Source organism: Rhizobium sp. C4, from assembly GCF_021026315.1.
Lineage (GTDB): Bacteria > Pseudomonadota > Alphaproteobacteria > Rhizobiales > Rhizobiaceae > Ensifer_A.
This window is the reverse complement of sequence record NZ_JAJNCX010000001.1, coordinates 676,945-691,909: the sequence shown is the minus strand read 5'-3', so window position 1 is coordinate 691,909 and position 14,965 is coordinate 676,945. Positions and strand designations below refer to the sequence as shown.

The window sequence follows — 14,965 nt, the reverse complement described above, 5'->3', positions numbered from 1 at the left end:
GCGGTTTTCCGTCCGGAAATGCGACGACAAAGTCATGATTTCCAGGAAAAGTGCGAAGCGGTTTTCTGCCCGGAAATGCGACGACAAAGTCATGATTTCCAGGAAAAGTGAGAAGCGGTTTTCCGTCCGGAAATGCGAAAAAACAAAGAGTTCCGATGCTTCACCAGCTCCGCATCCTGATGAAGAGCACGGCAGTCCGTCTGTCGGCTCTCTACATCCTCCTCTTCGCCTTCTGCGCGGCATTCCTCGTGATCTATGTCGCGGGCATGTCGGCGAACTTCCTGCGCGAGCAGACGCAGAACGCGATTGCGCAGGAAGTGGAAGAGATCAGCCACATCTATGAAGTGGCCGGGATGAACGGCTTGGTGAAGACGCTGGAGCGTCGCTCGCGCCAGCCGGGCGCCAATCTCTATGTCATTGCTGGTCCCTCCGGCGACTTCCTTGCCGGCAATGTCGCCGCGATCCAGCCGGGCATCATGGGCGACCCGGGCTGGACGGACACGCCGTTCCGCTACGAACGCTTTGGCGACGAGAACAGGGACAAGACGAAGCTTCAGCCGCATATGGCGCTCGCCAATGTCTTCGTTCTGCCCAATGGCCTGCGCGTGCTCGTCGGCCGTGACCTTGGCGAGCCGGAGCATTTCAAGGTTCTGGTCCGTCAGGCGCTGGTCGTCGCACTCGGCGTCATGGGCATCGGTGCGCTGGTCATCTGGTTCTTCATCGGTCGCAACGCGCTCAACCGCATCGCCCGCATGTCGGATGCCAGCGCCAAGATCATGGCAGGTGACCTTTCGCAGCGCCTGCCGGTCGTCGGCTCCGGCGACGAGTTCGACCGCATGTCGGTTTCGCTGAACAGCATGCTCGGCCGCATCGAAAAGCTGAACGAGGGGCTGAAGCAGGTTTCCGACAATATCGCCCATGACCTGAAGACGCCGCTGACGCGCATCCGCAACAAGGCGACCGACGGTCTTTCACATTCGAGCAACGAGGACGAATATCGCCAGTCGCTTGAGGGCATCATCGCCGAATCCGACCAGCTGATCCGCACCTTCAACGCGCTCCTGATGATCTCCCGCGTCGAGGCCGGTTCCTCGACCGCCGAGATGAATGATATCGATCTCAGCGCGATTGCCGCCGACAGCGCCGAACTTTACGAGCCGGTGGTCGAGGAGGCCGGTCTTGCACTCAAGATGGAGATCGCGCCGGGCATCCATGTTCACGGCAATCGCGAGCTCGTGGGGCAGGCGCTTTTCAACCTGCTCGACAATGCCGTGAAATACGCCGGCGACGTCGAGGGAAGCGCGATCACCGTTTCGCTGGTCAGGCAGGGCGACAAGGCGCTGCTGACCGTTGCTGACGAAGGGCCGGGCATTCCGGCCGATCGCTATGATGATGCCGTGCAGCGCTTCGTGCGCATCGACGAGAGTCGGACAAAGCCCGGAACTGGGCTTGGCCTCTCCATGGTCGAGGCCGTGGCAGCACTCCATGGCGGCTCGCTTGAATTGGCCGCGACAAAAGACGAGACTGCGGAAAACAAGGGACTCACCGTCAGGATGCTGTTCCCGCTGAGTGCCGCCTGATCCGCCGCCCCGGCCTTCGGGCGGGGGAGGATGCGCATGACGAGGCCCGCAACGCTTGCCGATTTCCTGACGGCAAGCCCGATCGAACCACCCAGCAAGACGGCCGCCAAGGAGGCGCTGCAGGCGCTGCGCGAGGCTGCCCGCGATCAGGATCGGCTGAAGGTGCTGGCTGCATCGGAGAGCCCGCTCCGCGATTTCGCGGTCGCCGCCCTGTCGCTGTCGCCCTATCTCAGCGAAATTGCCCGCATCGATCCGTCGCTTCTGGATGCGGCACTGTTCGGCAATCTCGAGGAAACGGTGGAGGCGGAAATCCGTACCGCCCGCGACTGCTGGTCTGCCGGAGACGTGGCGGGCACCAGCGCAGAGACTGTTCTGATGAACCGCCTGCGGCTCGCCAAGCGCAAGGTCGCCTTCCTTCTCGCCTTCGCCGATCTCGCCCGCTATTTCGAGGCGCCGGAAACGACGCGCTGGCTGAGCCGCCTCGCCGAAGCAAGCCTGTCATCGGCCGTCGATTTTCTGCTGCTGTCGCTCGACGAGCAGGGCAAGCTCAAGCTCCCCCATCCGCAAAATCCCTCGCAAGGCTCGGGCCTGATCGTGCTCGGCATGGGCAAGCTCGGGGCCTCGGAGCTGAACTATTCCTCCGACATCGACGTTGTCGTGTTCTTCGAACCCGATCGCGGCATTGTCGTGGATCCGGACGAGGCGTCGGAGACCTTCGCGCGTCTTTGCCGCCGGCTTGTCCGCATCATGCAGGAGCGCACGGCCTATGGTTATGTCTTCCGCATCGACCTGCGGCTTCGCCCCGATCCGGGCTCGACGCCGCTGGCAATCCCGGTCGAGGCGGCCCTGATCTACTACGAGGGCAGGGGGCAGAACTGGGAGCGCGCCGCCTTCATCAAGGCGCGGCCCATTGCCGGCGATATCCCGGCGGGGGAAAGCTTCCTGAAGGAACTCATCCCCTTCATCTTCCGCAAATATCTCGACTATGCGGCGATTGCCGACATCCACTCGATCAAGCGGCAGATCCACCTGCACAAGGGTTTCGACGAGATCGCCGTCAAGGGCCACAACGTCAAGCTCGGGCGCGGCGGCATCCGCGAGATCGAGTTCTTCGCCCAGACCCAGCAATTGATCGCCGGCGGCCGCATGCCGGAACTGCGGTCGCGCCGGACGGACGATGCGCTGGCGGGCCTTGCCCGCGCCAACTGGATCGGCGCCGAGACGGCCGAGACGCTGACCTCGGCCTACTGGTTCCTGCGCGATGTCGAGCATCGCATCCAGATGGTGCATGACGAGCAGACGCACATCCTCCCAGACAAGGAAGCCGAGTTGAAGCGCATCGCGCTGATGATGGGGTTCCGGGACGTGAAGTCCTTTTCAACCCGTCTCGTTGCGGTTCTCCGCACCGTCGAGGACCGCTATGCCAAGCTCTTCGAGCAGGCGGCTGAGCTTTCCGGCGGTTCGGGCAATCTCGTCTTCACCGGCACGAAGGACGATCCTGATACGCTGAAGACCCTGGAAGGCCTCGGCTTCCAGCGCCCCGCCGACATCTCCCGCGTCATCCGTACCTGGCATTCCGGCCGTTATCGCGCCACCCATTCGGTCGAGGCCCGCGAGCGGCTGACCGAGATGATGCCCAAGCTGCTGGCGGCCTTTGGCGCAAGCTCGCGCGCCGACGATGCGCTGATGCATTTCGACCGCTTCATGGCGGGCCTGCCGGCCGGCATCCAGCTGTTTTCGCTCCTTGGCAACAATCCTCCGCTTCTCGATCTTCTCGTGACGATCATGGCCGCCGCTCCCCGGCTTGCCGGGATCATTGCGGCCCGTCCGCATGTCTTCGACGGCATGCTCGACCCGACGCTTCTGACGCGCATCCCCGAACGCGTCTATCTCGCCGAACGGCTGGCGCAGGGACTGTCCTCTGCCCGCCATTTCGAGGATGTGCTGGACAGCCTGCGCATCTTCGCCGCCGAGCAGCGCTTTCTGATCGGCATCCGCCTGTTGACCGGCGCCATCACCGGCGCTCGTGCCGCCCGCGCGTTTTCCGATCTCGCCGATCTCACGCTGGAGCGGGCGCTTCAGGCTGTCGAAACGGAGATTGCCGCCTCGCATGGGCGTTTCCCCGGCGGCAGTGTCGCGATTGTCGGCATGGGCAAGCTCGGCAGCCGCGAACTCACGGCTGGCTCCGATGTCGATCTGATCCTGCTCTATGACTACGACGATGCGGGTCTCGAATCGGATGGCGACAAGCCCCTCGACGCCAACCGCTATTTCGGCCGGCTGACACAAAGGCTGATTGCAGCACTCTCGGCCCCCACGGCGGAAGGCGTTCTCTACGAGGTCGACATGCGTCTGCGCCCCTCCGGCAACAAGGGGCCGGTGGCCACCCGCATCAACGCGTTTGCGCGCTACCAGCGCGAAGAGGCCTGGACCTGGGAGCACATGGCGCTGACGCGCGCGCGGCCGATTGCCGGCGACAAGAGCCTGATGCAGGAAGCCGAGGCGATCATCGCCGAAATCGTCTCCATGAAAAGAGACCGGGCAAGGATCGCCGCCGACGTTGCCGAAATGCGTGCGCTGATCGATCAGGAAAAGCCACCCTCGGGTCCCTTCGATTTCAAGCTCATCCCGGGCGGTCTGATCGACATGGAGTTCATCGCCCAGTTTCTGGCGATGATGTCAGGCGGCGGCATCGAGGCGGGAACGCCGACGGGGCAGGGTCTGGCCCGGCTTGGACGCGAAGCGATGTCCGAGGACGAGATGGACATGATCTCCTCGACGTTTGCGCTTCTCAGCGACCTCTCGCAGGTCATCCGCCTCTGCATCGATGGCGGTTTTGACCCGAAAGAGGCGCCTGGCGGACTGATCGACCTCGTCTGCCGCGTGGCGAATGCGCCCGATATCAAATTCCTGGAGGCCGACCTGAAGGCGCGCACGCGTGCCGTGCGCAAGACCTTTCACGGCTTGATGAAAGCCTCAGGCTGAGAGCTTCACCGGTTCGGCCGCATGATGGTCAGCGGCGGCGTGTGCGGTTGGCGTCGGAATGCGCAGCGAGATCGTCGTGCCGCGGCCTTCGCGCGAAAAGACGCGGATGCGGCCGCCATGGAGGGTGACGAGGGACTTGGAGATCGCAAGGCCAAGCCCCGAGCCGCCCTGGCTCTTGGCATACTGGCTCTGCACCTGCTCGAACGGCTGGCCGATCTTCTTCAAGGCGTCGCGTGGGATGCCGATGCCGGTATCGCTGATCGACAGTGTCACGGCGCCGTCGTGCCTGCGGGCCCGCAGCGATACCCTGCCGCCATGGCCGGTGAATTTAACGGCATTCGACAGGAGATTGAGCAGGACCTGCTTGATGGCGCGGCGGTCGGCCGAGAGCATCAGCCCGTCGCTCACCTCGCGATCGATATGGATCTCCTTGCATTCGGCGGTGATCGCCATGCAGCGCACGGTCTCCTCGATCAGTGGCGCCAGATCGACCGGCTCGCGCTCGATCTTGATATGGCCGGCTTCGATCTTCGACATGTCGAGAATGTCGTTGATGACGTTGAGCAGATGCCTGCCGCTGTCGAAAATGTCTTGGGCATATTCGTCGTATTTCTCCGAGCCGAGCGGGCCGAACATGTGGTTCAGCAGCATTTCGGAGAAACCCAGAATGGCGTTGAGCGGCGTGCGAAGCTCATGCGACATGTTGGCGAGGAATTCCGACTTCGCCCGGTTGGCGGCCTCGGCGCGTTCCTTTTCCGAGACATAGTTCTCGTTGGCGAGCGAAAGCTCGGCCTTCTGCTTTTCGAGGATCTTGCGCGAGGCATAGAGGTCGCCGATCGTGACCATCTGCCGGCGTTCGGACTCGCGCAGGCGCTCCTGGTGGCGCTTGAGGACGGTGATGTCCGTGCCGACCGAAACAAGGCCGCCGTCGCGGGTGCGGCGTTCGTTGATCTGCAGCCAGCGGCCGTCTGCCAGCTGGACTTCCGATGTCTGCGAACAGACGCCGCCCTGATCGGGATCGGCGACGCGGCGAACGATGACCGGCCGCGCGGCAGCGGCATTGACGGTCGCGCGCTCGGTGCCGGGCACCAGCACCTTGTCCGGCAGACCGTAGGCCTGCTGGTAGTGGCTGTTGCACATGACGAGGCGGTCGTTCTTGTCCCAGAGCACGAAGGCTTCCGAGGTCGATTCGATCGCATCGGCCAGACGCTGGTCTGCCTCGGCATAGCGCTCCGCCAGCCGATGCTGCTCGCTCACATCCATGGCGATGCCGATGAGGCGGTCGCGGCCGGCGGCTGTGCGGATCATCTGGGCGCGGGCCCGCATCCAGACATAGTGGCCGTCGGCATGGCGCATCCGGAAGACGCGGTCGACCTGCTTCGATTCACCCCGGATGATCGAGCGGGCGAGCGAATAGACGCTGCCGTCATCCGGATGCATCAGCCGCGCCGCGTCGCCGAAGCTCAGCACGGCAGCAGCGGGCGGCAGGCCCAGCATTTCATACATCGAGCGCGACCAGAACAGCGTGCGGTTCTGCATGTCGAAATCCCAAAGTCCGCAGCGACCGCGCGACAGGGCGGTTTCGACGCGCATGTTGGATTCAACGAAGACCTGGTCGGCATCGCGCGTCCGCTTCACCTGCGTGTAATAGGCAATGAGAATGACGAGAAGGATCGAGGTAATGCCGGCAAAGAGCGTGACGTTCAGCGACACCTCGTCCCGCCAGCGCTCGTCCACATCCGCCATGGAATTGGCCACCAGAATGTAGCCGGCGTCCTCGGGCAGGGCGGCAATCGCCATATAGTGATCCTGCCCGTCGAGCTCCGCATGGAACGTGCCGGCGCGATCACCGACGGCACTGGTCATGCGCGCATCCGGCGCGATCGACGAGAGCGAGCGGCCGACATAGGACGTGCCGCCCGGGGAGGCCGCAAAGATCTGGCCGGACCGCTGCACGAGGAGCACGAACCCGGCCACCGGCAGGCGCTCCTGCGGCAGGTAGCGCTTGAGGAGGGCTTCGGCCTCCGGGCGATTGGCGGAGATGAAATAGTCGGCATGCTCGGCAAGGGCGGCAGAGGCGGCGGCGACCGAGAGAATGGTCGTCTGGCGCACGGCACCTTCCAGCCGGTCTCGTTCGAGATAGATGCCCATGACACGCGAGGCGGCGACCACGATCAGGAAGGCGACGATGAGGACCGGGATCGAACGCTTCAGGATCGGCTCAAGGCGACCGCTTGTCCGGCCGGACGCGAATGGGCTCCGCCCTGTCGATCGAGCGGAGTCCCGGGACGCGAACTGTCCTGGAAGATGGAACGAATGCCGCATTGCACCCCTTCCCGGAAACTTTAAACGCAGCCGACCATCGGCCACGCTTCCCCGTTGCGCTTCCGCCATAATTCCCCGTTCCTGTGCTTGAACATCCGCCTCATGCCCGCATCGCATGAGACCGCCGGATGTCACTCGTCCCTGCCTGTTGCCGGAGCCAATTTCCGGTCTTTGATCGCAGGTGATTCGGGCCGCCGTGCCCGAAGTGATTCTAGTGAATCAAAGCTGATTCCCCTTGTCCAGAGAAAATCGTAACTCTTTTTTAACCATATGAAATCGCCCGGAATTTCGCGGCGTTCGCAGGCCTGTTTGCGGGTTGAAACTTGCGCGAATGTTGCAACGCACGCGCAAGATTCAAAACGCCCGCAAATCACTTTTTGCGGGCGTCTGATTTATGCACCGGTTTTTGTCCGTCTCACGCGTCCTGCAGCATGCGCTCCGCGATATCGCGCACATCCACCGAAAGGCTTGCAGACTGGTCGATCTTCGCCAGTGCGCGCTTGGCATGTTCGGCGCGCTGCGGCTCCAGCATGCGCCAGGAGCGCAACGAGGTCAGAAGGCGCGCCGCAAGCTGCGGATTGCGGGCATCGATGTCGAGCACCTGATCGGCAAGGAAGGCGAAACCGGCGCCATCCGCCCGGGCAAAGCCCGAAAGGTTGGAGAAGGCGTAGGTTCCAATCAGCGCGCGCACGCGGTTCGGATTGCCCGCGTTGAAGCGGGGGCTTTCCATCAGAGCCTTGACGCGATCAAGCGCATCCGGTCCCGGCGTGGTGGCCTGGATCGCGAACCACTTGTCGAGCACGAGCGGGTTGCCCTCGAAGCGGCTGGCAAAGGTCTCCAGCGCTTCGGCCGTCTCGGCGCTGTCGGGATAGTGATGCGCCAGCACCGTCAGCGCATGGCTGAGATCGGTCATGTTGTCGGCCTTGTCGAAGGCCTCGCGCGCCAGCGTCGGGTCGTTGTCGGCAAAGGACAGATAGGTCAGCGCGGTGTTGCGCAATGCGCGCTTGCCGGCGCTTGCCGCATCCGGCGTGAACGGTGCCTTCGACGACATCGTTTCAAACAGGTTTGCGAAGATCTTCCGCCCCGTCAGGCCGATCGCATTGAGGAGGCTCAGACGTGCGACGAGATTGGCGTCGGGATCGTTGTTCGAACCGATCTCGCGGGCGAGGTCGCTTTCGCTCGGCAGTGCCAGCGCCTGCGCGCGGAAGGCGGGTTCCAGGTCTTCGTCAGCCGCGGCGGCCAGCAGCGCCGCAATGAAGGCGGGATTGAAGGTCGGTGCGTCGCCGCGGCGCAGGGATTTCACCGCGCCGGTCAGTTCCGGCAGCGCCAGACTGTTCAGCGCCTGCCAGCGGGCGAAGAGATCACGATCATGCACCGCGATCTGGGCGAGGTCTTCCGAGGTCAGAGCATAGTCGACATTGATCGGCGCCGAGAAGCCGCGATTGAGCGAGAGGACCGGCCGGGCGGGAATGTTGGTAAAGGTGAAGGTCTGGCTGCGCTCTGTCAGATGCAGCACATCTTCGGTCACGTCGCCGCCGGTGACGCCATCCAGTTCCGCCTCGTTGCCGTTCGGCAGGATCAGGCCGAACTTCAGCGGGATATGCATCGGCTCCTTGCGCGCCTGGCCGGGTGTCGGCGGCACCATCTGTTCGAGCGAGACGGTGAATTCCTGGCGTTCCGCATCGAACTCGGTCGAGACGCTGACGAGCGGCGTGCCGGCCTGATGATACCACCGCGAAAACTGCGTCAGGTCGCGATCCGAAACATCCTCGAAGCATTTCACGAAATCTTCGATCGTGACGGCCTGGCCGTCGTGACGCTCGAAATAGAGGTCCATGCCCTGCTTGAACGTCTCGCGGCCAAGGATGGTCGCGATCATGCGGGTGACTTCCGAGCCCTTCTCGTAGACGGTGGACGTGTAGAAGTTGTTGATTTCCTTGTAGCGCGTCGGGCGCACGGGATGGGCAAGCGGACCTGCATCCTCCGGAAACTGCTCCGACTTCAGATGCCGCACTTCGGCAATGCGCTTGACGGCGCGCGAACGCTGGTCGGCGGAGAATTCGTGGTCGCGATAGACCGTGAGGCCTTCCTTGAGGCAGAGCTGGAACCAGTCGCGGCAGGTGATGCGGTTGCCGGTCCAGTTGTGGAAATATTCATGCGCGATGATCGCCTCGATATTGGCGAAATCGGCATCCGTTGCCGTTTCCGGATCGGCCAGAACATACTTGTCGTTGAAGATGTTGAGGCCCTTGTTCTCCATCGCCCCCATGTTGAAGTCGGAGACGGCGACGATCATGAAGATATCCAGATCGTATTCGCGGCCGAATACCTCTTCATCCCAGCGCATGGAACGCTTCAGCGCATCCATCGCATAGGCCGCGCGCGGCTCCTTGCCGTGCTCGACATAGATCTTCAGCGCCACTTCGCGGCCTGACATGGTCGTGAACGTATCCTCGACCACGCCAAGATCGCCGGCGACCAGCGCGAAGAGGTAGGACGGCTTCGGGTGCGGGTCGAACCACGAGGCGAAATGCTTGCCTTCGCCATAGCCCGCCTTGCCGATGCAATTGCCGTTCGACAGCATGACCGGGCAGGAGGCCTTGTCGGCGATAATATGAACCGTATAGACGCCGAGTGCGTCGGGGCGGTCATAGGCATAGGTGATGCGGCGGAAGCCTTCGGCCTCGCACTGCGTGCAATAGACGCCGTTGGACCGATAGAGGCCCATCAGCTGGGTGTTGTTGGCCGGGGCCAGAAACGTTTCCACGGTGATCTCGAAGGCGATTTCTTCCGGCAGGCCCTCAATCACCAGATGCTTGCCGGTCTCGTCATAGCGGTCACGCGGCAGATCAATGCCGTCCAGCAACAGCGACGTCATGATCAGCTCGTCGCCGTCCAGCACCAGCGGAGCGTCAAGCGCAGCACCAGGGCGGCGATGGAAAAGCGACCGCGCGGTGACCTTCGTCTCCAGTGGGTGCAATTCGAATGTCAGGTCGATGCGCTCAAGGATGAAGTCTGTGGGCTGGTAGTCCGCCAGGCTGAAAACCTGGCCCGTTTCAGTGCGCATGAAGTGTCCCGGGTGCTGCGGATGTTTCGGTCCCCATACATGCGTGGAAATCCGCTGATCCACGCCTGCAACGTGTCTTTCCGGCAATCGGCAAAGACGTTCCTCAGCGTATTTTTGACAGCCAATTCTGAATGATTGCTAAAGTTTGCTGCGAATTGACCAAACTGAAATGCGTTTCTTGCGCCAGAACCGCATACTCGCCGTGTTTATTGAGCGTCTTCATGGCCGGCTCCAGCTTCGCGGCATCGATGACTTCATCGTCGCTGCCGACGACAGCGAGATAGGGCGCACGAATCCGCGCGAATTCCGCGCCGTTGTTGGACGGAAGCTGCATCGATTGGACGAAGCGCCAAGTATAGTCGCTGGTGACGGAATAGCCGAGCGGTCCCTCCCAGACGGCCTCCGGAATGGCATACTGGACGGCGATTTCCCGGTCGGACCAGTGAAACCCGAGCGCATTCTGCAATTCGAGCGCCGCCACTCTTGCCTTGAGGGGGAGGGCCCAGCCGCCGAGAGCGGGCCTGTTGGCTGAAAAATCCGGCGACAGGATCGGTGCGAGCAGCAGCAGGCCATTGAGCTTGATCCGGCCCGGTGCGACCGCAAGGCGCGCCGCCACGGCAGCCCCGGCCGAATGCCCGCCGATCACGATCACGTCTCCAGGTGCAGAGGTCGCCCGGATCAGGTCGGCCAGATCATCCGTCGGCTGACCCACGTAATCGACATCGCCGCGGTGAAGCGGATTTTGGCCGTGGCCGCGCAGGTCGAAGGTGAAGACATCGGCGGTGCCGGCGCGGTAGGCGAGGCCGGTTGCGAGCGCAGTGAACTGCAGATCGTCCCAGGTTTCAGCATGGACAAGGTAGAGCTTGAGGCGGGTCTGTTCCTTGCTGCGGTAATGCCGGAAGCCGAGCAGCGACCGGTCGCGCGCCTCGAAGTTTTCGACCCGCGGGATTGCAGCACTTTCTGCGGCGGTCGGCACCGGCATGCCGATGGTTGCTGCGGCGCGCAATTCGGCGCGGTCACGGGGTCTGTTCATGGCAACAAGGCTCTGAACCACGAAGAGCGCGAAGAACGCCACCGCAATCAGTGCCAAACTGAACCAGCCGAGCGCCTTCATCAATGATTCCTCCCGAGGACTGTGGTGGCGCTTATTTTCAGTGTTCAAAATACAAGCATATTCTTTCGATTTACCCCGCGTTTTTGGCATTGCAGCCTGCCAAAACCTGCTACATTCGGGCAATCGTCATTATTCTTGTGCCAATATGGCACGTTGCCGGCCCGCTGGCTGAAAATTCCCGGAATTGAAATGCAAAGCACCGCCGCCAACCCCGTCAGGGGGATTGTGCTCAAAATCCTGTCCGTGATCGTCTTTCTTGCAATGTCGACCTGCATCAAGCTAGCAGGCGATGGTATGGCGACCGGCGAGATCACCTTCTACCGGTCGTTTTTCGCGATCTTCCCGATTCTCGGCTATCTGGCCTGGCGCGGCGAGCTGAAGACGGCGTTCAAGACCAAAAGCATCCTGGGGCAGATCACCCGCGGCTTTGTCGGCGTCGTCTCGATGACCTTCAGCTTCTACGGGCTGGTGCGCCTGCCGCTGCCCGATGCGATTGCCATCAACTATGCAATGCCGCTGTTCTCGGTGATCTTCGCGGCGATCTTCCTCAAGGAAGTGCTGCGCATCTACCGCATCACGGCAGTCATCATCGGCCTGACGGGCGTGCTGATCATCTCCTGGCCGAAACTGTCGCTGATCGAACACGCAGGCTCCTCGCAGGCAGCGCTCGGGGCCATGGCGCTGATTGGTTCGGCGATCCTTGGCGCAATCGCCATGCTGCTCGTCCGCCGCCTGGTGCAGACGGAGAAGAGCTCGACGATCGTGCTTTATTTCTCGCTGACGGCCTCGGTGTTCTCGCTCTTCTCCATCCCGCTCGGCTGGCCACCGATGACCATGGAACAGCAATTGTCGCTGGTGGTCGCCGGCTTCTGCGGCGGTCTCGCACAGATCCTGATGACGGAAAGCTATCGGTATGCCGAGGTTTCGACGATCGCGCCCTTCGAATACACGTCGATCGTGTTCGGGCTGATCGTGTCCTATTTCCTGTTCGGAGATGTGCCGGAGCCGATGATGCTGCTGGGAACCGCCATCGTGATTTCGGCTGGCGTCTTCATCATCTACCGGGAAAGCAAGCTCGGCCTCGAGCGCAAGGCCATGCGCAAGCACGTCACGCCGCAGGGCTGACGTGCGACAGTCTCAGAGGCTGCGGCCGGAAACCCGGATGCGGCGGCGCTCGGCGCGCTCGCGATAGTCGTTGGCAGCCGAAACGGCAAGCTTCACCGACTTGATCGTGCCGGCAAGGTTCTGAAGGGGATTGTAGCGCATCGTGTGCTCCTTACTTCTGGATGAAGTCGCTGAACAGCGCCATCGGCTTCGCCGGGATCGCATAGCCGCGTGCGGTCAACTGTTCGTTGGTGGCGATCTGAAAACGGCGATAGGCAGACTGGCCCGGTGTGCGGGACATCTTGCGGAGCGTTTCAAACCCTGAATGGGTGGAGCGGAAAGTAGCGTGCATGGCCTTGGTTCCTAAAGTTCGATTCCTCCCAAGACACGTCGGTAATATCGCAATGCAGCATAAATTTTGCAATGCGAAGAAACGGGAAACTGCCATGCGCGAGCCGCATGGCTTGCGACACATTGCTGTCAAATAAGGCAGGGGTTGCCCAAAATCTTAATGGAGATCAGGCGTTTGCCTGTTTCATGCGCTGCTCGAGCGCAAGCAGGTCCATCCAGGCGAGGCGCTTGCTGAGCGGCGCGGTCATCAGATCCTGTGGATGCAGCATGGCAATCGCCTCCGTCGGCGGCGATCCGATCTCGAACCACTGACCGCGCAAGGCATGGATCGCCTCGGCCGAGCCGGTGAAATAGCGTGTCGCGAAATTGCCGAGCATCACGATGAAACGCGGCTTCGTCAGTGCAATCAGCCGCATCGCAAATGGCCTGCAGATCTCGGCTTCCGCCGGTGTCGGCGGTCGCCCGCCCGGCGGGCGCCAGGGAACGGTGTGCGCCAGAGTCGTCTCGGCGATGTCGATGCCGATCGCGCCGAACATCTTCGCCAGCAGTTCCCCATGAGCACCGGAGAAGGCGACGCCTTCGCGGTCGTCCTCCGCGGATGGTGTTGCGCCAAAGATCAGGATCGGCAGCGTGCCGACCTCCGTCGGGAAGACGCTGTTGCGGGCACTGGCCTTGAGGTTGCAGCCTTCGAACGCGTCGATCGCCTGCTTCAGCTCGGCAAGGCTTGTCGCGGCTTCGGCCGCACGACGCGCCATCTCGACGGCTTCCTCGCCGGGGATTGCCACGGCCGTTGCCGAGACAGGGCGGGGGGCCGGCTTTGCCGCAGCCGGGCTCGGGCGTTGCGCCCGTTCCTGTGCAGGGGCTGCTGGTGCCGGGGCACGCATTGCCACACTCGCCGCAAATTCCGCGAAGCGATCGACCCCCTCATCTTCCAGCAGGAACTCCACCCCCGCATCCGCATGAAAATGCAGAAGCGCGGCCAGTTCTCCGGCGTTGAGGTTCGAAGCTTCGATCATGCCTCTACTTTAAAGGAAGCGTGCCGGGCAGGGAACCGCCAAACGCTCATCCACAGGCCGAACGTCACGACACCCAGTCGGCAATGTCGTCGCGTTCGCCGATCAGCGCCAGACCATGGGCAATCGACAGCAGTTCTCCACCGCCCTCGATGCGTTCGGTGCCGAAGCGGCGGCCGAACATGTTGCGCACGGCCGGCACGAAGGAGGTGCCGCCGGTGAGGAACACCGCGCCGATCTCGCTTTCCGGCATGTTCGCTTCCGCCAGCGTCTCGTCCAGCGCCTTTTCCATCAGCGCGATATCCGGCGCGATCCAGGTCTCGAAATCGGCGCGCTTCACCACGCGGTCGCCCGAGCGTCCCAGCGGTTCGAAATGGAACTCCGCCTCGTCCTGCGACGACAGCGCAAACTTCGTCTTCGAAATCGCCTGATAAAGCGGATAGCCCTCGTCATGCTCGATCAGATCGACGAAGAGTTCGAGCTGATCCGGGTCTTCCGCCTGCCGAACCAGCGACTTCAGGTCCTGGAAATCGCGCAGTGTCTTGAAGATTGACAGCTGGTTCCAGCGGCCGAAATTGGCGTAATAGTTCGACGGGATTTCCAGCCGCTTGCCGAAATTGCGAAAATATCCGCCCTTGCCGATTTGCGGGCTCACCACATTGTCGATGATGCGGAAATCGAACATGTCGCCGGCAATGCCGACGCCGCCATGGGCAATCGGCTGTGCCTTGACCTTGCCCGCCACCTTCTCGAAGCGGATGATCGAATAGTCGGTCGTGCCACCACCGAAATCGGCGACGAGGACATTGGTGTCGCGTTCGAGATTCTGGGCGAAGTAGAAGGCGGCCGCCACCGGCTCCATGACGAACTGCACATCCGGAAAGCCGAAGCGGGCAAGCGCAGTGCGGTAGCGCTCCATGGCCAGTTCCGCGTTGGCATTCATGCCGGCAAAGCGCACCGGGCGGCCGGCCACGATCCGCGTGACATCCGACGGCCAGCCGTCGCCCGAATAGGCCATCATGCGGCGGGTGAAGATTTCGAGGAGATCCTCGAAGCTGTGCCGGCGCGCGTGAACGATGGTGGACTGGAAGAGCGGGCTTGCCGCAAAGGTCTTGATCGACTGCAGGAAGCGGCATTCGCCCGGATTGTCGATGAAGCTGCGGATGGCCGCCGCTCCGGCTTCCACCTTGAGTGCGAGCCCGCCCAGATCCTTGTCCTTCATGAAGGACAGGCAGGTGCGCAGGCTTTCCGTCACCTCTGCATTGCTGGTGAAGCTCAGCGATTGGGTCGTATCGCCGGCCCTGGCGGCCAGCACGGTATTGGTCGTGCCGAAGTCGAAGCCGAGGGCGGTCATGGCAAATCCTTGTCCGGCCGCGGGGAGGGCGCAGCCTGTCGTTCAAAAGGGTGTGAAAAAGGCAGGGCGCGC

The 14,965-nt window shown here is 62.5% G+C and carries 10 protein-coding genes; 3 read left to right on the top strand and 7 right to left on the bottom strand.

From position 1 onward, the window contains the following. The first annotated feature begins 155 nt into the window (after positions 1-155). Together LQK84_RS03455 and LQK84_RS03450 are read left to right on the top strand one after the other, a co-directional pair. Positions 156-1,580 (top strand): sensor histidine kinase, encoded by a 1,425-nt coding sequence (locus tag LQK84_RS03455; protein ID WP_230827219.1) that lies wholly within the window; start codon positions 156-158, stop codon positions 1,578-1,580. Between the two features lie 36 nt (positions 1,581-1,616). Beyond that, positions 1,617-4,565, top strand: coding sequence for a bifunctional [glutamine synthetase] adenylyltransferase/[glutamine synthetase]-adenylyl-L-tyrosine phosphorylase (locus tag LQK84_RS03450; protein WP_230827218.1), 2,949 nt, complete (start codon positions 1,617-1,619; stop codon positions 4,563-4,565). Here the strand turns inward: LQK84_RS03450 and LQK84_RS03445 are convergent. From LQK84_RS03445 to LQK84_RS03435, 3 genes are all read right to left on the bottom strand, one after another. Continuing rightward, a complete protein-coding gene (locus LQK84_RS03445) occupies positions 4,557-6,959 on the bottom strand; it encodes a PAS domain-containing sensor histidine kinase (protein ID WP_230827217.1) in 2,403 nt (800 codons plus the stop codon). The genes LQK84_RS03450 and LQK84_RS03445 overlap by 9 nt on opposite strands. Before the next feature lie 346 nt (positions 6,960-7,305). Then, positions 7,306-9,957, bottom strand: a complete 2,652-nt coding sequence (gene pepN, locus LQK84_RS03440; RefSeq protein WP_230827216.1) for an aminopeptidase N — start codon at positions 9,955-9,957, stop codon at positions 7,306-7,308. A gap of 103 nt (positions 9,958-10,060) precedes the next feature. Next, positions 10,061-11,071 carry an alpha/beta hydrolase gene (locus LQK84_RS03435; protein ID WP_230827215.1) on the bottom strand — a complete coding sequence of 337 codons (1,011 nt, stop codon included), beginning with the start codon at positions 11,069-11,071 and terminating at the stop codon, positions 10,061-10,063. Positions 11,072-11,260: 189 nt separating this feature from the next. Here LQK84_RS03435 and LQK84_RS03430 point away from each other — a divergent pair, with 189 nt between their 5' ends. Further along, a complete protein-coding gene (locus LQK84_RS03430) occupies positions 11,261-12,196 on the top strand; it encodes a DMT family transporter (RefSeq protein WP_230827214.1) in 936 nt (311 codons plus the stop codon). Between the two features lie 12 nt (positions 12,197-12,208). On the opposite strand, the gene LQK84_RS25060 is transcribed toward LQK84_RS03430, so the two are convergent. From LQK84_RS25060 to LQK84_RS03415, 4 genes are all read right to left on the bottom strand, one after another. Then, entirely contained in the window at positions 12,209-12,337 is a 129-nt protein-coding gene (locus tag LQK84_RS25060; protein ID WP_269071741.1) for a hypothetical protein, read from the bottom strand. Positions 12,338-12,347: 10 nt separating this feature from the next. After that, complete coding sequence (locus tag LQK84_RS03425) at positions 12,348-12,527, bottom strand: hypothetical protein (protein WP_230827213.1); 180 nt, start codon at positions 12,525-12,527, stop codon at positions 12,348-12,350. Between the two features lie 166 nt (positions 12,528-12,693). Beyond that, positions 12,694-13,542 (bottom strand): uracil-DNA glycosylase, encoded by an 849-nt coding sequence (locus tag LQK84_RS03420; protein ID WP_230827212.1) that lies wholly within the window; start codon positions 13,540-13,542, stop codon positions 12,694-12,696. 64 nt (positions 13,543-13,606) lie between these two features. Further along, positions 13,607-14,893, bottom strand: coding sequence for an Hsp70 family protein (locus LQK84_RS03415; RefSeq protein ID WP_230827211.1), 1,287 nt, complete (start codon positions 14,891-14,893; stop codon positions 13,607-13,609). Positions 14,894-14,965: the final 72 nt, after the last annotated feature.